Origin of the sequence: Bacillus sp. FSL K6-1005, assembly GCF_038000225.1 — a bacterium.
In the GTDB taxonomy this organism is placed as follows: Bacteria; Bacillota; Bacilli; order Bacillales; family Bacillaceae; genus Bacillus; species Bacillus mojavensis.
The window spans coordinates 3,637,592-3,657,024 of the sequence record NZ_JBBOBP010000001.1 but is presented as its reverse complement, the minus strand read 5'-3'; the positions used below and the strand labels follow the sequence as shown (position 1 = coordinate 3,657,024).

Annotated in this window: 18 protein-coding genes and 1 pseudogene; 5 read left to right on the top strand and 14 right to left on the bottom strand. The window is 45.7% G+C overall.

Features of this window, described 5'->3' with window-relative positions:
* From yxdM to iolA, 14 genes are all read right to left on the bottom strand, one after another.
* Complete coding sequence (yxdM, locus tag NST16_RS18915; RefSeq protein ID WP_340888010.1) at positions 1–1,869, bottom strand: ABC transporter permease YxdM; 1,869 nt, start codon at positions 1,867–1,869, stop codon at positions 1–3.
* Positions 1,844–2,617, bottom strand: coding sequence for an ABC transporter ATP-binding protein YxdL (gene yxdL, locus NST16_RS18910; protein ID WP_106019832.1), 774 nt, complete (start codon positions 2,615–2,617; stop codon positions 1,844–1,846). The genes yxdM and yxdL overlap by 26 nt, the downstream gene beginning before the upstream one ends.
* Positions 2,618–2,761: 144 nt before the next feature.
* Positions 2,762–3,739: a two-component system sensor histidine kinase YxdK gene (gene yxdK, locus NST16_RS18905; RefSeq protein ID WP_340888005.1), complete on the bottom strand. Its 978-nt coding sequence runs from the start codon at positions 3,737–3,739 to the stop codon at positions 2,762–2,764.
* The gene (gene yxdJ, locus NST16_RS18900; RefSeq protein WP_014666014.1) at positions 3,736–4,425 is read right to left on the bottom strand and encodes a two-component system response regulator YxdJ; all 690 of its coding nucleotides are present in this window, start codon (positions 4,423–4,425) and stop codon (positions 3,736–3,738) included. The genes yxdK and yxdJ overlap by 4 nt, the downstream gene beginning before the upstream one ends.
* Before the next feature lie 107 nt (positions 4,426–4,532).
* On the bottom strand, positions 4,533–5,405 hold the full coding sequence (gene iolJ / locus NST16_RS18895; RefSeq protein WP_340888004.1) for a 6-phospho-5-dehydro-2-deoxy-D-gluconate aldolase: 873 nt from the start codon (positions 5,403–5,405) through the stop codon (positions 4,533–4,535).
* Between the two features lie 20 nt (positions 5,406–5,425).
* Positions 5,426–6,262 carry a 2-keto-myo-inositol isomerase gene (gene iolI / locus NST16_RS18890; protein WP_268504226.1) on the bottom strand — a complete coding sequence of 279 codons (837 nt, stop codon included), beginning with the start codon at positions 6,260–6,262 and terminating at the stop codon, positions 5,426–5,428.
* Positions 6,263–6,349: 87 nt separating this feature from the next.
* Positions 6,350–7,219, bottom strand: coding sequence for a sugar phosphate isomerase/epimerase family protein (locus NST16_RS18885; RefSeq protein ID WP_010332522.1), 870 nt, complete (start codon positions 7,217–7,219; stop codon positions 6,350–6,352).
* A gap of 18 nt (positions 7,220–7,237) precedes the next feature.
* Entirely contained in the window at positions 7,238–8,272 is a 1,035-nt protein-coding gene (gene iolG / locus NST16_RS18880) for a bifunctional inositol 2-dehydrogenase/D-chiro-inositol 1-dehydrogenase (protein WP_268447853.1), read from the bottom strand.
* 22 nt (positions 8,273–8,294) lie between these two features.
* Positions 8,295–9,611, bottom strand: coding sequence for a myo-inositol transporter IolF (gene iolF / locus NST16_RS18875; protein ID WP_326230186.1), 1,317 nt, complete (start codon positions 9,609–9,611; stop codon positions 8,295–8,297).
* 19 nt (positions 9,612–9,630) lie between these two features.
* A complete protein-coding gene (gene iolE, locus NST16_RS18870) occupies positions 9,631–10,527 on the bottom strand; it encodes a myo-inosose-2 dehydratase (RefSeq protein WP_340888428.1) in 897 nt (298 codons plus the stop codon).
* A gap of 15 nt (positions 10,528–10,542) precedes the next feature.
* Positions 10,543–12,456, bottom strand: coding sequence for a 3D-(3,5/4)-trihydroxycyclohexane-1,2-dione acylhydrolase (decyclizing) (iolD, locus tag NST16_RS18865; protein WP_340887996.1), 1,914 nt, complete (start codon positions 12,454–12,456; stop codon positions 10,543–10,545).
* A 32-nt stretch (positions 12,457–12,488) separates the two neighbouring features.
* The gene (gene iolC / locus NST16_RS18860) at positions 12,489–13,466 is read right to left on the bottom strand and encodes a 5-dehydro-2-deoxygluconokinase (RefSeq protein WP_340887994.1); all 978 of its coding nucleotides are present in this window, start codon (positions 13,464–13,466) and stop codon (positions 12,489–12,491) included.
* 23 nt (positions 13,467–13,489) lie between these two features.
* Positions 13,490–14,305: a 5-deoxy-glucuronate isomerase gene (iolB, locus tag NST16_RS18855; RefSeq protein WP_340887992.1), complete on the bottom strand. Its 816-nt coding sequence runs from the start codon at positions 14,303–14,305 to the stop codon at positions 13,490–13,492.
* Positions 14,306–14,379: 74 nt separating this feature from the next.
* A complete protein-coding gene (gene iolA, locus NST16_RS18850; protein ID WP_340887990.1) occupies positions 14,380–15,843 on the bottom strand; it encodes a methylmalonate-semialdehyde dehydrogenase in 1,464 nt (487 codons plus the stop codon).
* Between the two features lie 409 nt (positions 15,844–16,252).
* On the opposite strand from iolA, the gene iolR reads away from it, so the two are divergent.
* The 5 genes and pseudogenes from iolR to NST16_RS18825 all read left to right on the top strand — a co-directional run.
* Complete coding sequence (gene iolR / locus NST16_RS18845) at positions 16,253–17,008, top strand: myo-inositol utilization transcriptional regulator IolR (RefSeq protein WP_010332530.1); 756 nt, start codon at positions 16,253–16,255, stop codon at positions 17,006–17,008.
* 53 nt (positions 17,009–17,061) lie between these two features.
* Positions 17,062–17,994: an aldo/keto reductase gene (locus NST16_RS18840; protein WP_010332531.1), complete on the top strand. Its 933-nt coding sequence runs from the start codon at positions 17,062–17,064 to the stop codon at positions 17,992–17,994.
* Positions 17,995–18,258: 264 nt separating this feature from the next.
* Positions 18,259–18,909 carry a hypothetical protein gene (locus tag NST16_RS18835; RefSeq protein WP_340887985.1) on the top strand — a complete coding sequence of 217 codons (651 nt, stop codon included), beginning with the start codon at positions 18,259–18,261 and terminating at the stop codon, positions 18,907–18,909.
* A gap of 3 nt (positions 18,910–18,912) precedes the next feature.
* Positions 18,913–19,221 (top strand): DUF2653 family protein, encoded by a 309-nt coding sequence (locus NST16_RS18830; RefSeq protein WP_095712624.1) that lies wholly within the window; start codon positions 18,913–18,915, stop codon positions 19,219–19,221.
* Between the two features lie 78 nt (positions 19,222–19,299).
* Positions 19,300–19,401: pseudogene (locus tag NST16_RS18825) on the top strand (HPP family protein); the annotation flags it as partial.
* Positions 19,402–19,433: the final 32 nt, after the last annotated feature.

Sequence of the window (19,433 nt, the reverse complement as noted above, 5' to 3'; positions counted from 1 at the left end):
TTACTTGTTCATTTTTTTCAAATAGCTCGACCGCACCGCGAGGAAGAACAGAAGCTGAAAAATGAAAAACCCTCCGATGGTGAGACTGAGCGGTCCCGCTACTACGGAATAGCCATCCACGGCTAATGTTCTCAAGGCAAACAGCGTATGCATGACAGCAATGACAAATGGAAAGAAAAAGAGAATCGCCAATTGTATCGTCACGCTTTGTGACATCTCACGCTCACTCAAACCGATTTTGGCCAGCGAACGGTAACGCTCCCGATCTTCTTCTAAATCGGTGAACAGCCTGAAATATAAGAAACTTGCTGCCGCGATAAAGAAGACGATCGCGATAAACAGTCCGATGAATAAACTTAAGCTCGGCAGCTGCACCGTATCATAGTAAGTCCCGGCTTTTGCCATAAAATCAGAATGCACGTCGATATAATTGCCGTAAATCTCATTTTTCAAGGATTGGCTGAACCCTAGACTGTCTTTCCAATGATCATAGCTGTAGCCGTATAATGTCGCTTTATCACCGAGTGATTTGAGCTGATCAAAGGTTTGATCGTTCACCGCGATGATGGCATTTAATGAAATCAGCGGTTTTTTGACTTCTTTTACCGACAATTTTTGGTCAGACGGCTTGCCTTTTTGGTTCAGCAGCTTCAGCTGATCCGGCGCTTCGTTTTTGAAATTTCGGTCATACGTGCCCGGGAAAAAGATAGCCTCATCATTTTTCAGGCCGTTCAGCTTGACATGGAAGTATTTTGATACATCCGATTCGCTGATCATGTAAACAGGGGGAACCGTCTCTCCTTCCTGATAGCGAACATAAGAAACATTTATCTCGTCTTTCTTATACGTAAAGCCGTGTGTTTTCAGTTCATGGTCAATTTTTTTCAAATGAGTCTCTTCTTTTGGATTGCCGCTGTAAGATATATACTCCATCTCATAAGCGGACTCTTCCGCCCCGACGGTCGATTTGTACATTGCGAGCACGCCCGTAGCCGTAAACGCAACCGCGGAAATAATGCTGACAATAAAGAACAAGCGGGCGTTGTCTTTTAAACGATAGACAAGGTCAGAAACCCAAATGATATTTTTCCCGCGTAGATAAAAGGTTTTCCACTTCTTCAGCGCGCGCAGAATCCAGATGCTGCTTTGGCTGAAAAAGAAATACGTTCCGATGACGGTGAGCAGTAAAATGATAAACGGTTCGGTCCCGTGGATATTGCCTTTAAGGACCATGCCGTACCCGTAGCACAGACAGGCGATGCCGAATAAGGACAGTAGCACGGACGGCTTTGGCTCCGGCTTAATCTTGTCAGTGCCCTTTATTAATTTGATAACCGTATTTGATCTGACAAAAAGGATCGTAAACTGCGATAAAAGGAAAAATAAGAGCAGAAATCCGCCAGCCGTAATACCGAGCGCTTTCCAAGGCATATACAAAGGCAGCGCGTCCATTTCTAAAATATAAGCGCCGACCGTAAAGAACGTCTTTGAAAAAATGAATCCTCCGATAATGCCGGCTGCAATTGACATGACGCCGATAATCATATTTTCCGCCGTAATGAGCTTTCTCAGCTGCCCCGGCGTGATGCCCTGCATGAGCAGGATGCCGAATTCTTTATTTCTCGATTTCAAAAATGCATTAACCGAATACAGAACAAATAAGAAAGAAAAAACAAAGATCATCCATTCCGCAGCGGTTAAGCCTTTTTTGGCGATGTTATTCAGGTAGCCTTCCTTTAATGCCGGATGAAACAGGAACATCGCAAAGGTAAAGAAAATCAAAACGGAAAAGGCACTGCTTAAAAAGAATGCAAGATAGGCCCTTTTGTTTCTGGTGACGTTTTTATAAGCGAACTGAAGAAAGGTCATTTGCGTTTCCCCCCAGCATAGACAGCACATCAAGAATTTGTTCATAAAATACTTGGCGGTTTTCCCCGCGGTAAATCTCATTAAACAGTTCGCCGTCTTTTATAAAGATGACGCGGCGGCAGTAGCTTGCCGCAACAGGATCGTGGGTCACCATCAAAGCCGTGACATGATCATCCTGATTCAGGCTCTGCATCGTTTCCATGACGTCTTTTGACGCTTTGGAATCCAGGTTCCCCGTCGGTTCATCAGCCAGGATGAGTGACGGCTTATGAATGACCGCTCTTGCGATGGCGGCCCGCTGGCGCTGGCCTCCGGACACTTCAAACGTCCGTTTGTTGAGCAGGTCTTCGATTCCGAGCTTTGCCGCGATGCCTTGCAGTTTTTCTTCCATTACAGACGGTGCTTCTTTTTCAAGCGTTAACGGCAGCATGATATTTTCACCAATCGTCAGCGTGTCCAGAAGGTTGAAATCCTGAAACACAAATCCGAGCTGCTTTCGGCGGAAATGAGCGAGCTTTGTCCGCTTCAGCCGGTGCGGGTTTTCTCCGTGAATCAGGATATCGCCTGAATCCGGCCGGTCGATCGTTGAAATGATATTCAAAAGCGTTGTTTTTCCGGAACCGGACGGTCCCATCACCGCCGTGAATCCTCCTTCTTCTATTGAAAATGAAATTTGCTTTAAGGCTTGATAGGACACTTGTCCTTTATAGGTTTTATTTATATGTTTGACTTCAAGCATATTCGCCATGAAAATCCTCCTTATGGTTCTATTCTTGTTGGTCTGGGCTGCTTTCATGTAGTATCGGGACGTTCGACATAAAAATTCCCCTTGACGTAAATCCATGTTATCAAGGGGAAACAAAACGATCTATGTTGTTTTCTTAACGCAGCCTTACACTTTTGTAAGAAATGAAAATCGAACCGAGGTCCCTTCACCGGGAGACGAGCTGATGTCCACCGTATGATTGAGCTTGTCCGTAATTTCTTTGACGAGATGGAGGCCGATTCCCGTAGATTCTTGGAAACGCCGCCCGTTTTCACCGGTATAATAAGGGTCAAACACCCGCTTGATGTCTTGCGAGGGTATGCCGACACCGTAATCTTTGACTTCAAGCACCGTCCTGTCTTCATCGCGGGAGACATTCAGCTCAAGTCTGTCACTCTTGCCTGCCGAATACTTGACCGCATTTGTGACCACTTGGCCGATCGCAAACTTGAGCCATTTGGCATCGGTGTAAATCTGATGATCATCGCGAATATCCATTTTCGGATAGACGCGGTATTGAATAAAAAATCGTTTATAGCTTTGAATGACCGATTGGAGAAGCTCTGACAGGGAAACCGCTTCGATTTTAAAATCCCGTTCAAACAGGTCGAGCCTTGAAGAATAAAGAAGCGTCTCCAGCCCGAATTCAATCTGCCGGACTTCTTTTTTGATTTGTTCAAAAACGGGCTCATCTTCTTCCTGAATGATTAAATTAATGACCGACAGCGGTGTCTTTACTTGATGCACCCATTGATTCATATACGTCACCCGCGCGTCAAGCTTGGCTTCAGTCTCATGGAGCTTCTGGTGCTGCAGACGCATCAGCTCCATCTGCTTTTCATACAGCTCTGAACAAAACACTGAAGAACCGAGATACGGGATGTCCGTCTCTTCCTGCCCCGAGCTGAGCCAATGATACACGCCGCGGTCTTTGTACCAGCGATAGGCAAGATAGCCCGCCAAAATAAGAAGCTGCACGCCCAATATGTAAAACAAGTGAGAAAAAGAATGAAGACCCGCAAACCAGTAATAAAAGAACACAAACAGCCCTTGGAGGAGAAAAAGCAGAATCAGCACTGTATGAGACCGGAGAAACAGCTTCATGACTGTGCCCTCAGCTGGTAGCCTTCGCCCCGCACCGCTTCAATAGAAACAGGCGCATTAAGCTCCCGCAGTTTTTTTCTGAGCCGCGTGATATACACGTTAAGTGTATTATCATCGATGAATATGTCGGTATCCCACGTCTTTTCCATGAGACGGTCCCGGCTCGTCACCTTTTCTCCCCGCTCAAGCAGCACTTCCAAAAGCTTGCTTTCTTTTTTAGAAAGCTCGCTTTTTTCATCCTGAAAACGCAGTTCAAACCGTTCCACAAAGAGCTGAACGCCGGCATATTCAACCACTTTCTCTCCCTGTTTTGCGGCGTACTCTCCGTATGCCCTGCGGATCTGGCTTTTGATTTTCGCCAGCACAATATCGTAGGAAAAGGGTTTTTCGATATAATCGTCTCCGCCGTTTTCAATCGCCATCACCTGATCCATTTCCCCGCTTCTGGCTGAAATGAAAATGATCGGGCTTGTGGAGTGCTGGCGGATCTGGCGGCACCAATAATAGCCGTCATAGGACGGCAGGTTGATATCAAGCAGCACCACATCAGGCTTTTCTCGCAAAAAGACATCAAGAACAGCCGTGAAATCCGCGGCGACCACGGTTTGGTATCCGTATTTTTCAAGATAATTCTGCAATAGTCCGCGAATGTCTTCACTGTCTTCTACAATCATGATTTTATTCAAACTGAACCACTCCCGTTTCTTACACTGCTGCCATCATCATAATCGTTTCGGGGGTACGGACGCAACACCGCACAAAAAAACCGCCATCTCGGCGGTTTCAGGTCTCTTCAGCCGACCTGCTGCTTAGCTGCTTTACCGGCTGATCCGAACTCTCTCATTTTGCTTCGCACTGTCTCTTCCACGGCTTCAATGCCGGGTGTCATATAGCCGCGCGGTTCGTACAGATCGCTGTTTTCCTGAAACATGCGGCGTGTTTCGTTTGTCCAGGCCACCATACATTCCGTATTGATATTGATCTTCGCGTGGCCGAGCCCGATGGCTTTTTTGATCTGATCCCGAGGAATCCCGGATGCCCCGTGAAGAACGAGGGGAATATCAGTCATGCGGGAGATAGCCTCCATTTCCTTAAATCCGAGATTCGGCTCACCCTGATATTTGCCGTGTACAGAGCCGAGGGCAGCGGCTAGCGCGTCGATATTGGTTTCTTTGACGATCCGCTCACATTCCGTGATATCGGCATAGCGGACCCCGCCGACCAGCCCGTCTTCCATTCCTCCGACCGTGCCGACTTCGGCTTCTACTGACACGCCGTGCTTTGCGGCATAATCGGTGACTTCTTTTGTCATCGTGATATTCTCGTCAATCGGCTGATGAGAGCCGTCAATCATCACTGAGCTGAATCCGGCATCAATGGCCTGTCTGCAGCGTTCCGCACTGCTTCCGTGATCAAGATGAAGCACCACGGGAACGGTAATCGCCATGTCCTCCATTAACGCGCCGACCATGGCGGCAATCGTTTTAAATCCGCCTAAATAGTCGACAAGGCGATCAGAAGCCGCAGCGATGACTGGTGATTGCTCCTTTTGCGCCGCTTGCAAAATCGCCTTCGTCCACTGCAAACCGTTGATATTAAACTGGCCGATCGCGTATTGCTCCCGCTTTGCATCTTCAAGAAGCTCTTTCATCGATACAAAAGCCATGTCCACCCCTCCTTTATCCATTACATGTTGAAGTATTTTGATACGACATCAACCGTTGTTTTTTTCGCTGTTTGAATGGCTTCCTCAGCACTCAGCTTATAGTATTCAGGCCGGAAGAGCTCAACCGATACAACATCAGAGAAGCCGATTTCCTTCAGAGCCGATAAGTGGGCATCTAAGTCAATCGCCCCGTGGCCCGGCCATACACGATCCTCATCTGTTAAAAACCCGATTGGAAAATCTTCTGTATCATCGATATGGTAGATGAAAATTTTCTTTCCGTCCGCTTGCTTTAAGCTTTCGATATTGGAACCCATGGCGTGGAAGTGGAAACTGTCGAGGACAAGCCCGACATTGTCACGCTCGACAGTGTTTACGATGTCGTACGCCTGTTCAAACGTATTGACCGTACATTGCGGGTGGCCGACAAATTCAAGCGCGATTTTTACGCCATACGGCTCTGCGATATCTGAAAGCTCAGTCAGTACCTCTACACTGCTCTTTTTGATTTCTTCTTTTATAATCTTCTGCTCAGTCACAAGCGGTACGGCTACGACATATTTCACACCGAGGGTTTTGCACGTTTCCATCATGTCTTTAAATTCAGCGATGATCTCATTGCGGCCTTTTTCATCACGGTTGTTGAAGAACACGAGTGCGTTTAAGGCAAGCGGTTTGATGTGATGGGTTTGAAAATATTTCGCAAGATCATCCAATGAATGATCTTTTAAGTACTCCGGCAGCTTATCCATTGTGCGGATTTCAATATAATCATAGCCGTGCTTTTCGCATAGTTCTACATCCTGTTTAAGATTTGAGTTTTCCAATGTTGTTGCTTCGTTAAAACAAAGTTTCATGCCAGACTCCCCCATCTGCAATTTTAGATATGAAGGGAGTTCGGCAGGAAGGCTGTTCGCCATATCCCGCCGAACTCCATGCTCAGCTTATGCCAGACCTAATTCTTCTTTCATTTTTTTAAGCATAAATCGGCTTGATTCATCCGCTCTTTCATCGACCCAAGCAAAAACGGCATTCGTCGCAATTCCGTCGAACTTCATCTCTCTCAGCTTTCTGAAAATCGTCTCAAAATCAACCTCACCCTGACCAATGTCCAAATGCTGGTGAACCGTTACTTTCGCGTCAGGCGGATTGACGATGTAGCGGAGGCCATGAGCCGCTTTATGATTAAAGGTATCCGCAAATAAAACATGTGTGAGGCGGTCGCCGGCTTCGTCAAACATGGTCTCGATGTCGCCTTTGCCGTCATCATAGAAGAACGTATGGGCAGTCGAGTAGACAAGATTGATCCAATCCTTGTCAAGCGCGCGGATCATATCCATCGCACCTTTATGCGTTTCGATAAAATCGTATGGATGGGCTTGAAGATTGAGTTTAATGCCTTCTTTTTCAAAGACGGGCAGAAGCTCATCCATGGATTTGATGAATTTTTCTTCACTTGTTAAAGGATCATATTTTGAACCGCTGAATTCACTGTTCATCAAATCCACTTCAAGATCAACCGCAATTTCGATCGCTCTTTTCCAGTTGCGTACCGCAGCCTGGCGGCGGTCTTCTTCAGGACCCGCCCAGTGGTAAAGCGGAAGGAGTGATGAAAGCTTAACACCTGTATCCCTTAAAAGCCGCTTTAATTGTTTGATTTTTGCTGAATCGACTTTCGGATATTTATAGAATGGGCAAAAATCCTCGCGCGGCGATAGTTCAATATATTCATAGCCAAGCTCCGCCGTTTTATAGACCATTTCCTCTAACGTTAAATCATCTCGATACATTGATGGATCTAATGCTAATTTCATATTATCACTCCTCTTTTTTTAGTTTTCTACTGTTGTAAACGATTGATAGAATTCCGGTTTTTCCTTCAATTCAACCTTTTCTTTTTGTCCAGATTCCTGGGCTTTTACACACGCGTCAGTCGTAACGGCAGCAATATAGCCGTCCCATGCCGTCGGCCCGCTGACTTCGCCTTTTTTCTGGATCGAATCAATGAAGTCTTGGATTTCCACATCGTACGCATCCACAAAGCGCCTCTGCCAATCCATCAGAATGTTTGTGCTGAATTTCCCTTCTTTTCTCATGCTGATGCTTGATGGTTCAGGAAGCTTGATGATGCCATCTTCTCCAACAATCTCACATTGAATGTCATAGCCGTATTTACAGTTCACAAAGATTTCAGCATTGATGACGATACCGCCTTTTGTTTCAATGACTACGATTTGCGGATCTTTTAAGTGCGGCAGGGCGTTTTTCGATTTTTTCGGATAGATGACTTGAACGGACTCGTAGTCATCATTGACGAGCCAGTGCAGCACATCAATTTCATGAACGAGCGTATCAACAACTGCCATATCAGTCGTATAATTTTCCGCTACAGTCGGGTTGCGGTGCGCGCAGTGAATCATCAGCGGCTCGCCGATCACATTGTTATCGAGCGCTTCCTTCAGCTGTACGTAACCGCTGTCATAACGGCGCATGAATCCGACTTGAACGAGGCGTTTCCCCACTTTCATTTCTTCTTCGACGATGCGCATACATCCATCAGCAGTTGTCGCAAGCGGTTTTTCACAGAATACATATTTCTGGGCTTTAATGGCTTTCAAAACACTCGATTCATGCGCAGGCCCCCAGCTTGTCACTAGGACAGCATCTACATTTTCAGCTGCCAGAAGGCTGTCATCATCAGGATATACTGCTGCATTTAATTGGTAGTGCTCGACGACGTTCTGTGCGGCTTCTTGATTCACATCCGTTACAGCCACAATTTCTGCGCCGGACAGTTTGTTTGTGATGCGGTTAATGTGTTCTTTTCCGATTGCTCCAGTTCCAATAACACCAATACGTAAACTCATTGACAGCCACTCCTTCTGTTGGTTACATCATTTTGCTTTCTTTGCCTTGCTTTACGTGATTGTAAGGCGAACCGTAGAGTTCCTCTTGAATTTGTTCAAGTGACTTGCCAGACGTATTCGGCGCGAAGAGAAGCCCGATGATCATACTGGCCGTCACACATCCGAGGAGAATTGCAGCCATCGTTCCAATGCCGAAATTGGTCATAATCATTGGGACAAACAGACTCCAAATCCCTATTGAAATACGGACGAGGAAAAACATCAGTCCTTGTGCAGAAGCACGATATTGCGTAGGAAAGATTTCACTGGCCCATAACTGATAGTTCGCTTGCTGTCCGGCTCCGTTATTGATGCCGATCACGACAATAAACAGGAGTAGAACCGGCAGGCCTTCAACCGGCAGCAGAAACAGCGACCAGCCGATCACTGCCATAAAAGCTGCGATTCCAAAAACACGTTTTCTATATTGATCTGCAAAAGGCATGAAGATCAAGGCGACCCCCAGTCCGGTAAAGATAAACAGTCCCATTTGCAAAAGATTTGCCATATTGGCAGATACTCCGCCGACCTGCTGGTAAATGTATGGCATAAAAAAGCCCATCACCCCGGCGGCTAAATTCCAAATCAGGTACACACCCATCAAAAACAGGATGCTTTTTAGATACATAGGCTTGAGCAAATCAAAGTACGATGTTTTGTTTAATACAGCCGGCTTCTCTGTTTGTGTGTCTGCGGGCTGATTTTTCTGCTGCCATGCATCTGACTCAGGAAGTCTGATTCTGAGGACGTACGTAATCAGCGCAATGACCAGCAGATGGGCAAACACAATTTTATTTCCCAAGAGGCCTAAGTCACCGACCAATACGGAGAGAAGCAACACAACGACTGCCCCCGCGGCCCAAGCGACCTGTGCGACTCCGCAATGGCGGGCCCGGTTTTTCTTAGGCGCGTTTTCCGCGATAATGGTCCACGATGCGGTGATATCAGCGCCAACCGATAACCCGATAATCATGTAACCGCTTAATAACATGGGGAAATTGACTCCAAACAGGACTAAACAAATCCCAAGCGCGTAAACGAGCATGCTGTTGGTGTAAACAGCTTTCCGCCCAACTCTATCCGCCAGAAATCCGCCGAGCAAAGCGCCGACAGCGGCAGAAATGGCGTTTGCGCTCAACGCGCCAAGCAGACCGATTTGGGTATCTGACAGTTTCAGGTAACTGACCCATAACGATAAACCAGCAGATCCAGCCACAATCGAACCGGCATCAATATAGTTGGCCAAGGCTGCCGCGATGGTCCGTTTATTGAGGGCCGAATCTGCAATGGTATTGCCCATATATTCACTCCCCCTCTAGTTATTTCGCCACACCCAACAATTGCTTATCAATGTAGTTTCTGGCGATCAATGCGTACTCCAGCGGGTTTGCGATATCGGGATTCTGTTCAGCCTCAACAACAATCCACCCGGAATAATTGTGCTTTAACAGCAGCTGATACACTTCTTTAAAATCAATGCATCCGTCACCGGGAACCGTAAACATGCCTTGTAAAAACGATTGCTGAAACGATTTCCCTTCGAGTTTGCATTGTTCCATGACATTCAGACGGGCGTCCTTAAAATGCACGTGTTTAATGCGATCAATATGCTTTTCCAGCATGCCCATGTAATTGCCGTCAGAAATATATGAATGGCCTGTATCATAGAGGAGATGCACATGTGCAGGGTCTGTTCCCTCCATCAGGCGGTCCACTTCTTCCGCTGTTTGGACACCAGTACCGAGGTGGTGATGATATACCAGCTTTAAGCTATGCTGAGCGGCAATTTTCCCAAGATGATTTAATCCTTCACAAAGCCGTTGCCATTCCTCATCAGTAAAATGCGGCTTCTCTGTAAACACGTTTTTCTCAAGGCTTTGCACGCTGTAGGTTTGTTCAGAGACAACTGCGACATCCGCATTCACTTGCTGCAAATACTCACAATGCAGGGTAAAAGCCTTCGCCGCTTCACCGAGTCCGTCACGCAAAATGAAGCTGCTGAACCATTTTCCGGCAATGCGCAAATTGCGAAGCTTAAGCTCTTTGTTGAGGATGGCAGGCTCGGGGAAAAAGCCCCCGACTTCCGTCCCTTGAAAACGTGCGACGACAATATCACTTAACAAATGCTGAAGTGTATTTCCCGCTCCAATTTCAGGCATATCATCATTCCGCCACCCAATGGGAGCGATCCCCCACAGGATTTCATGTTTGCCCATCATGTTGCCTCCCCTCTAATACTGCTTAGCAGATTCGAGCATTTTCTCTTTTGCTTCGTATGCTTTTTGAACGCTTTCTTGTTCAGATACTTCAGCTACTCCGACATGCCACCAGCTGTCATAGCCGTCCGTCATTGTTTTTGGCAGCACTTTCATTTCAATCAACGTTGATACGTCTTGTTTCTTCGCATCCTCTAACGCCGCTTTTAACTCTTCCACTGTGTTAGCACGGTACGTTTTCGCACCGTAACCCTCAGCGACTTTCGCGTAATCGACATTCAAGATTTGGTTGTCATCTGTGCGGAACTCACAGTAGTAGCTGCCGCTTCCGTGGTCCATTTGCAGGTTGTTGATACATCCAAAACCAGAGTTGTCAAAAAGCAGCACATTGATTTTCTTGTTGTACTGAATCGCCGTAATCAGCTCGGAGTGAAGCATCAGGAAGCTGCCGTCCCCGACAATGGAATACACTTCTCTATCAGGGTGGGCTAATTTAAGCCCCAGTGTCCCGGACACTTCATAGCCCATGCAGGAGTATCCGTACTCCAAGTGATACGTATTCGGAACATTAGAATGCCACAGACGCTGCAAATCTCCAGGAAGAGAGCCTGCCGAACAGATAATGACGCTGTCTTCAGGAATGGTCTCGTTGATCGTCAGCAATGCCGTTGTTTGCGGAAGCTCCGTATTCAACGCGTCAGCGTATTCATTTAGAACCTCTTGAGAGAAATGATGTTTGATTTCCGGATCAAATGCTTCCCGTTTAAACGTCACTTTGCTGAGGCGTTCACGTTCAGCGAGCCATTCGTCCTTCAGCTCCTTGATCGTTGAACCGAATTCACTCTTATAGCATTTAAGCAAGCCGTGCAGTTTGCCAAGCGTCACTTTTGCATCCGCTACCACTTGGAACGCATCGAGTTTATACGCCTGCATTCGGCTGACATTGATGTTCAGAAACTTCGCTTTATCAAAATCAAAAGCGGTCTTAGAAGATGTCGCAAAATCTGTATATCTTGTGCCGATACCGATAATCAAATCAGCTTGGCGGGCCGCTTTATTTGCCGCAAGTGTACCTGTGATGCCCATTCCGCCGAGGTTATTCGGAAAATCAGCTTCAACTGTCGATTTTCCTGCCTGCGTTTCAACTAACGGAATGTCATACGCTTCAGAAATGGCAACCAATTCATCGCGCGCACCGGAGTATTTTGCGCCTCCGCCGACGAGGATCACAGGATTTTTGCTGGCTTTAATCAGCTCCGCCGCACCTTGAAGCTCACGCTCGCTCGGCTGCATGCGATCAATATAGTGAACCCGTTTGACGAAGAAACTCTCATCGAAATCGTACGCTTCACCTTCGACATCCTGAGAAATGCAAATGGTCGCCGGGCCTGCTTTGGCCGGATCAGTCATGACTTCAAAAGCGCGAAGCAAGCTGCTCATCAGCTGCTCAGGGCGTGTAACGCGATCCCAGTATCTCGATACAGGTTTCAATGCATCGTTTGTCGTAACCGCCGCACTGTATTCTTGCTCCATTTGCTGCAGTACAGGATCTGGCTGTCTTGTCGCAAATGTATCTGCCGGAATCAAGAGAACAGGAATGTTGTTTGCCAATGCCGTGCCGGCTGCCGCCACTAAGTTGGCCGCTCCCGGTCCGACAGATGTTGAGACCGCATAAATTTTTCTTCTCAGCATTTGCTTGCTGTACGCCATTGCGGCATGCGCCATTCCTTGTTCATTTTTCCCTTGGTACACTTTTAAATGGCCTGCATCCTGCTCAAGCGCCTGCCCAATCCCTAATACATTTCCATGGCCGAAAATCGTGAAAATCCCTTCAACAAAAGGCTCTTCTTTTCCATCAACATGGATGTACTGCTGGTTTAAGAATTTAATCAGTGCTTGTGCTGTTGTTAAGCGAATTTTCTTACCCACAAACGATCCCACCTTTACTCGATCTTTTTCAATTATGACTGTGCTTCAATAAGCTGTACGATTTCTTCCGCTGTCGGCATGGCTTCCGATGAGCTGTGCTTGCTGACAACAATGGAGGCTGACGCGCTGCCGTATTTCAATGCGGTTTCAATGTCTTTTCCGCTGACAAGCCCGTAGATAAAGGCCGAAGCATACGAATCACCGGCCCCAAAGGTTTTCAGCACGTTTGTCTTGTACGCTTGGGCGCGGAAGACTTCGCCCGATTTGCGGTATGCGTAAGAGCCCTCTACGCCGTGCTTGATGACGACGAGATCGGCTGAATGCTCAAATAAAGAATTGACAGACTCTTCATTGCTGCCGCCTGTGCGATTTTCCATAACATCGAATTCATCCCGTGTTCCGATAACGATATCGGACTGCTCAGCGACCAAAGAATAGTAAACCGCTGTTTCATCCGCTGACTGCCAAGTGTATGGACGATAATCCAGTTCGAATACGACTTTTACCTGATGCTTTTTTGCATATTGAATGGCTTTTATCACCGCTTCCCGAGACGGGCTTTTGGCGAGCGCTGTACCGGAAACGAGCAGCATTTTCGCATTGGCGATATAGTCCTCGCTTACCTCCGATGGCTCAAGATAAAGATCCGCTACGTCATCACGGTACATTAAGATGCTGCATTCTTCCGGACTCAGAATCTCCGTAAATGCCAAACCGGCTTTATGCCCTTCCTTATCAACGATCATTTGCGTTGTGTCTACACCGGTGTTTCTCATATAGGACTCTATGAACCTGCCATGCTGGTCATCTGGAATTTTGCCGATAAAGCCCGCTTTTAAGCCGAGCTTTGAGCTGCCAATCGCAATATTCGCAGGCGAACCGCCGACGTATTTCGAAAATGTCATTGTTTCTTCCATTGGACGATTGTATTCAACCGCGTTCAGGTCAATACACGCCCGACCGATGGCAACAATATCAAAGTCCTTCTCTTCATTGAATGTATACTTCATCGTAAACAGCCACTCCTCACTTGTTAGCGTTCTAAAATCCACTCATGAGCCGGATCATTATGAAACTTCCACTTTCGCGTCGGCCCTGCCATGACATTTAAATAGTAGGAAGTATATCCGTCCGGCACACCAACCGGATGATATCCCGCAGGAACAATGACAACGTTTTCATTTTCTACAGTCATTGTCTCGTCAATGGAGCGGTCGTCAGTGTATACGCGCTGAAATACAAAGCCTTGGCCCGGATCTAATTCATGGTAGTAGGTTTCTTCCAAGAAGGATTCCTCAGGCAGGTTGTCTTGATCGTGTTTATGAGGCGGGTAGCTGGACCAGTTTCCGCTGTCTGTATACACTTCAACCACTAAAAGGCTGTTAGCTGAAGGGTCTGAATCCGGAAGAATGTTGTGAACGGTCCGTTTGTTCGAAAACTTTCCGCGATGTTCAATCCCGTTGTCTTCCGCCTTGATCAGCTTTGTCGGAAGCTGTTTCTCTGATGGCGAATAGCAAAGCGCCACTCTCGCATCACTCACTGCCGTAATCTCAAAGGCACGGTCATTGGAGATATAGACGCTGTCTGTCGGTTTTCTCTCAAATACGCTTTCACGCGTACCGATATGTTCAAACGTAGATTCATGATCCGTCACTGTGATTTTTCCCGTCACTGCCACAATGCAGATTTCTTGTTTTCTCAATTCTTCTGCATAGCTTGCACCGGATGTAAGATCTAACACTTTAAACTCTACATAGGTAAGATCTGAGTTTGATTTCGTTACTTCATGCACAAGGTTGACGCCTTTTGATACTTCATTCGACTGCGGCTTACGCAACAAATGACTCATGGTTAAGCCCTCCTCTTTCTATGGTAAGAATGAGTCCGAACAGCGCAGAGACACGCCGTTCGGCTGTTCGTCGTTTAGTTGAAATCAGGTGCCGGGTATCTTGCCGTCACCACTTTTTTACGCGTGTAGAAGTCGACGCTGTCTTTACCGTTCGCATGCAGCGTTCCAAAGAATGAAGATTTCCAGCCTGAGAATGGGAAGAACGCCATCGGTGCCGGCACACCCAGGTTGATGCCGAGCATTCCCGCATCAATGTTTTCACGGAAGTAGCGGATGGCATTTGAGTTCGATGTGAACAAGCAGGCGCCGTTCGCAAACTCAGACTTGTTGGCAATCTCAATGGCTTCTTTCAGGTTTTTCACGCGGATGACGGATAAGACCGGAGCGAAAATTTCATCTTTCCAGATCGTCATCTCTGTCGTGACGTTATCGAAGATTGTCGGGCCGACAAAGTAGCCGTCGTCAGATACGTTTTCACGTCCGTCACAAACGAGTCTCGCGCCTTCTTCCAATCCTTTTTCAATATAGCTGAGCGTGCGTTTCTTGTTGTCCTCGCGAATAACCGGTCCTAAAAACACGCCGTCATCAAGGCCGTTTCCGATTTTAATCTCAGCCACTTTTTCCTGCAGCTTCGCCATGAATTCATCAGCGATACCTTCTTCAACTGTCACAACCGCACAAGCCATGCAGCGTTCTCCAGCTGAACCGAAGGCTGCTCCGATGATGTTTGTGACCGTGTCTTCGAGATTCGCATCATTCAGGACAATCGTGTGGTTTTTCGCGCCTGTCAGAGATTGAACACGTTTTAAGTTTTCGCTACCTTTTTTGTAGACGTATTCGCCAACAGGCTTAGAGCCAACAAATGAAATCGCTTTAATTTCAGGATGCTCCAGAATGCCGTTTACCACATCATGTGCACCATATACGACGTTGAAAACACCTTTAGGAAGACCCGCTTTTTCGAAGAGCTCAACCAATTTCTCCGTTAACAGCGGCGTACGCTCAGACGGTTTTAAAATAAATGTGTTGCCGAGTGCAATGGCCATTGGGAACATCCAGCAAGGAACCATCATCGGGAAGTTAAATGGTGCGATTCCGCCGACAACTCCAATTGGGTAGCGATAGTTGGCCGCTTCAACATCCGTCGCAATAGATGCAAGTGAGTCTCCCATCATCAGAGAAGGCGCGCCTGCCGCGAACTCAACGTTTTCAATCCCTCGTCCCACTTCTCCCAGAGCTTCTTTTGTGTTTTTGCCGTTTTCGATGGTGATTAGATGAGCAAGTTCTTCTTTATGCTGAGACAGCAGCTGCTGGAAGTTAAATAGAATTCTCGCACGGCGCGGAACCGCCACTTTCGACCATGTTTTAAATGCCTCAGCCGCTGTTTGAGTCGCGTAATCAATGTCTTCTTTTGTAGAAATCGGCACTTGGCACAGCACTTCTTTCGTTGCCGGATTGATAACGTCTTCATATTGATCTGTTTTGCTTTCAACCCATTCACCGTTGATATAGTTTTTTAATTTTCTGATTTCTGCCATTCTTATTGCCTCCTTCATTAGTAAACACATACACTTGTATGGATGGTTCAGGATAGATTCATATGATAAGAATTAAACGCTTTCAAAAAAACCAAAAAAAATCAATGGTTAGATACATGTGTTATGCAAGCAACCATCTCATCACTGAAATCACATATGTCAGGTTACTTCTTGGTCATTTCTTGGTTATATTCTAATCGTATAATACCCATAAGTCAATCATAAACACTAAATTTTCTCATTATTTTTATTATACTAATCTTTCAACAATGGAAGAGATCGCCTGGAAGTTCGGTGAGTCTTGAAAAAAAATTATACCAATGTTATCATTTTTTAAGCAACTATTGATTAACTTTTGATTTTTATTATATATTTACATTACTTTAAGATTCAAGAAGGAGTTTTTTGTATGAAACTGATGCGGATACAGGAAATGGAGGAGTACATTTTATCGCATGGCACTGTTTCCTTAGATGAGCTGTGCCAGGTTTTCAATGTCTCGAAAAACACAGTCAGACGCGATATCAACAAGCTAACGGAAAAGGGTGCCATCGAAAAAGTATACGGCGGCGTAACATCAATTGAGAAAACCGCATTGGTTCCTTTTGAGAATCGCACCATCCAGCACCAAGATGAGAAAACAAAAATTGCCCATTACGCCTCTCGTTTTATTGAAGACCATGACTTAATCTTCATTGACTCAGGAACAACGACCAAATCGATTCTCGATACGCTTGATCCGAACAAAAATGTCACCATTTTAACCAACAGTTTGGACATTATCAATGCGGCGGCGGCTTTGAAACATATCAACTTAATCATCATCGGAAACAACTATAAAAGAAAAACACGCTCCTTTGTCGGCATGGATGATCCCGGTACCTTGGAGAAGTACAATATCAACAAAGCCTTTATGTCCGCAACCGGAACAACACTGACACATGGATTGACCAATTCGGATCTGCTCGAGTACGACATTAAAAAGAGGATTTCTGAAAAAGCGAAAGAAGTGTATTTATTGGCCGATCATTCTAAATTCGGAAAATCAACGCTGCTGACCTATGCGCCCTTTGACAGGCTGCATTGTATTGTGACATCTCAGCCGTTAGATGACGAGTACACGCAGTACTGCCATGAGCACCAAATCGGCATTCATCTAGCTTAACGTTTACAATAGTATTGAGAGTCTTTCATCAATTTTATTTCAGGAGGTAGATCATGAAAAAAGCAACGCTCGGAAAATCAGACCTGCAGGTATTCCCTATCGGATTAGGAACAAATGCTGTAGGAGGACATAACCTCTACCCGAATCTGAATGAAGAAACCGGAAAAGAATTGGTTCGCGAGGCCATTCGCAATGGCGTGACCATGTTAGATACCGCTTACATTTATGGGATCGGCCGTTCCGAAGAATTAATTGGTGAGGTGCTGCGCGAATTCAACCGCGAAGATGTCGTCATCGCCACGAAAGCCGCACACCGAAAAGAAGGAAATGACTTTGTCTTTGATAATTCACCAGCATTTCTTAAAAAATCGGTTGATGAAAGCCTGAAGCGTTTGAAAACTGATTATATCGATCTGTTCTACATTCACTTCCCGGATGAACATACGCCGAAGGATGAAGCGGTTAACGCACTGAATGAAATGAAGCAAGCCGGAAAAATCCGTTCCATCGGTGTATCCAATTTCTCTTTAGAGCAATTGAAAGAAGCAAACAGAGACGGATTAGTAGATGTATTGCAAGGCGAATACAACCTGTTAAACCGTGAAGCGGAAAACACATTCTTCCCGTATACGAAGGAGCATAATATTTCATTTATTCCTTACTTCCCGCTCGTGTCTGGATTATTGGCAGGAAAGTATACAGAAGATACAACGTTCCCTGAAGGAGACCTGCGAAACGAACAGGAGCACTTCAAGGGTGAGCGTTTCAAAGAAAATATCAGAAAGGTCAACAAGCTTGCGCCAATTGCTGAAAAGCACAACGTGGACATCCCTCACATCGTATTGGCTTGGTATTTGGCAAGACCGGAAATCGATATTTTAATCCCTGGCGCAAAACGTGCCGATCAGCTGCTTGATAACATCAAAACAGCTGACGTGACGCTTTCTCAAGAGGATATTTCATTTATTGATCAACTGTTCGCATAAGAAAAAAACAGCCTTCTCCATTGGGAAGGCTGTTTTTATTTGCCCAGAAATTGGTTTGATTTTAATGTAAAACTTACAAAAAGAGTCATGAATCCGATAAAATAAAGGGAGTTTATCTCAGAAAGAAAGTGATTGAAAAAGCTAAATACGATATGAAAGATTGATATAACGCTAGAATAAGCTCATCTATCTGGCCTCTCTTTCACTTTTGCTGATGATTCAAACCAGAAATAACGGGCCGTTACGGCCTATGGAGGAAACAGAATGAAACTGAAATATGTAAAAGCCTTAGTTGCAGTAACCGTTGCTTTAGGTGTACTGCTGCCATCAACCATTTCTCATGCAAAAAGTTTAAGTGGCCGCTCATCATCCAGTCACAGCAGCCGAAGTTCAAGCTCGTCATACAGCGGAAGCTATAAATCCAGCCCGAAATCAAGCTACAGTTCAGGATCAAGCTCTTCAAGCAAAAACTCCAAAACGTCTGATGATTCATCATCATCGATTTCGCTGAAAAAGAAATCTTCCGATAAGACAAGCTCATCAAGCTCTAAAACATCGTCAGGCACGTTTTCCGGTGCCACATCAAAAGTAAGCGGAAAGACATACAGCGGAAAAACATCTAAAGCTTATGTTGGCGGACGTTATGTTTCAGTGAATCATTATTACAATGCAGGATTCTCGCCATCAGGATGGTTTGGCTATTATAGCGGATTCACAACGAGCATGTTCATGATCAGCATGATGCACCCTTGGGGTTACACTTATCATCCAGTCGGGGGCCCAGGCTATGTTTCTTATGGCGCTTCGCCTATTGCCTGGATCGTTGATGTCATCGCTTTGATCATTATATTAATCATTGTCATTGCAATCATTCGCGCATTTAAAACACCGAAGACGTACAGAAGGAGCTTTTAGGTAATGAAATTAGTATTAAACGAGCAAGAAATTGTAGACGGGATTTGTGTGTATATTTCTAATGAAGAAGAGATTTACCCTGAAGACGTTGAAGTAAAAGAGCTGTCTTACAACAAGCGTACAGGATTTTTCGCTGAAGCCAAATATGGCCTGCATCACAAGCAGCTTGAGTCGGATGACATTTCAGAAGGCATTATTCAGTTCTTAGAGGAGTACCATAACTTCAATCCAGACGTTACCGTCGTTGAATTGCAGTTTGATAAGAAAAAAGGATTCTCCGCCTTGGTTTTCGTCAACGAGGGAGAAGCATAAAAATGTCCTAATTAAAACCTTACTCCGGGCGAGTAAGGTTTTTTTATGTTTTTTCCTCCCGTCCATGAAGTGCTGTAATTACTGTTTCCCGTTTTCATTGGATCTGCCATCATTGTGATCCTCGCTATCGTGATCAATAACTTGCGTAAAAACCGCCAATATCCCTCGTTTTGGCTTTGAATTTCCTTTTGTGAAATCAAGATTTCTTCAAA

Excerpts from the sequence above, each read along its gene's own strand:
- iolJ (WP_340888004.1), bottom strand. The coding sequence starts at position 5,405 with ATGGCTTTTGTATCGATGAAAGAGCTTCTTGAAGATGCAAAGCGGGAG.
- iolA (WP_340887990.1), bottom strand. The coding sequence starts at position 15,843 with ATGGCAGAAATCAGAAAATTAAAAAACTATATCAACGGTGAATGGGTT.
- iolR (WP_010332530.1), top strand. The coding sequence starts at position 16,253 with ATGAAACTGATGCGGATACAGGAAATGGAGGAGTACATTTTATCGCAT.
- yxdL (WP_106019832.1), bottom strand. The coding sequence starts at position 2,617 with ATGGCGAATATGCTTGAAGTCAAACATATAAATAAAACCTATAAAGGA.
- NST16_RS18830 (WP_095712624.1), top strand. The coding sequence starts at position 18,913 with ATGAAATTAGTATTAAACGAGCAAGAAATTGTAGACGGGATTTGTGTG.
- NST16_RS18885 (WP_010332522.1), bottom strand. The coding sequence starts at position 7,219 with ATGAAATTAGCATTAGATCCATCAATGTATCGAGATGATTTAACGTTA.
- NST16_RS18840 (WP_010332531.1), top strand. The coding sequence starts at position 17,062 with ATGAAAAAAGCAACGCTCGGAAAATCAGACCTGCAGGTATTCCCTATC.
- iolF (WP_326230186.1), bottom strand. The coding sequence starts at position 9,611 with ATGGGCAATACCATTGCAGATTCGGCCCTCAATAAACGGACCATCGCG.
- yxdM (WP_340888010.1), bottom strand. The coding sequence starts at position 1,869 with ATGACCTTTCTTCAGTTCGCTTATAAAAACGTCACCAGAAACAAAAGG.
- iolB (WP_340887992.1), bottom strand. The coding sequence starts at position 14,305 with ATGAGTCATTTGTTGCGTAAGCCGCAGTCGAATGAAGTATCAAAAGGC.
- NST16_RS18835 (WP_340887985.1), top strand. The coding sequence starts at position 18,259 with ATGAAACTGAAATATGTAAAAGCCTTAGTTGCAGTAACCGTTGCTTTA.
- iolG (WP_268447853.1), bottom strand. The coding sequence starts at position 8,272 with ATGAGTTTACGTATTGGTGTTATTGGAACTGGAGCAATCGGAAAAGAA.
- iolI (WP_268504226.1), bottom strand. The coding sequence starts at position 6,262 with ATGAAACTTTGTTTTAACGAAGCAACAACATTGGAAAACTCAAATCTT.
- yxdK (WP_340888005.1), bottom strand. The coding sequence starts at position 3,739 with ATGAAGCTGTTTCTCCGGTCTCATACAGTGCTGATTCTGCTTTTTCTC.
- iolC (WP_340887994.1), bottom strand. The coding sequence starts at position 13,466 with ATGAAGTATACATTCAATGAAGAGAAGGACTTTGATATTGTTGCCATC.
- iolE (WP_340888428.1), bottom strand. The coding sequence starts at position 10,527 with ATGGGCAAACATGAAATCCTGTGGGGGATCGCTCCCATTGGGTGGCGG.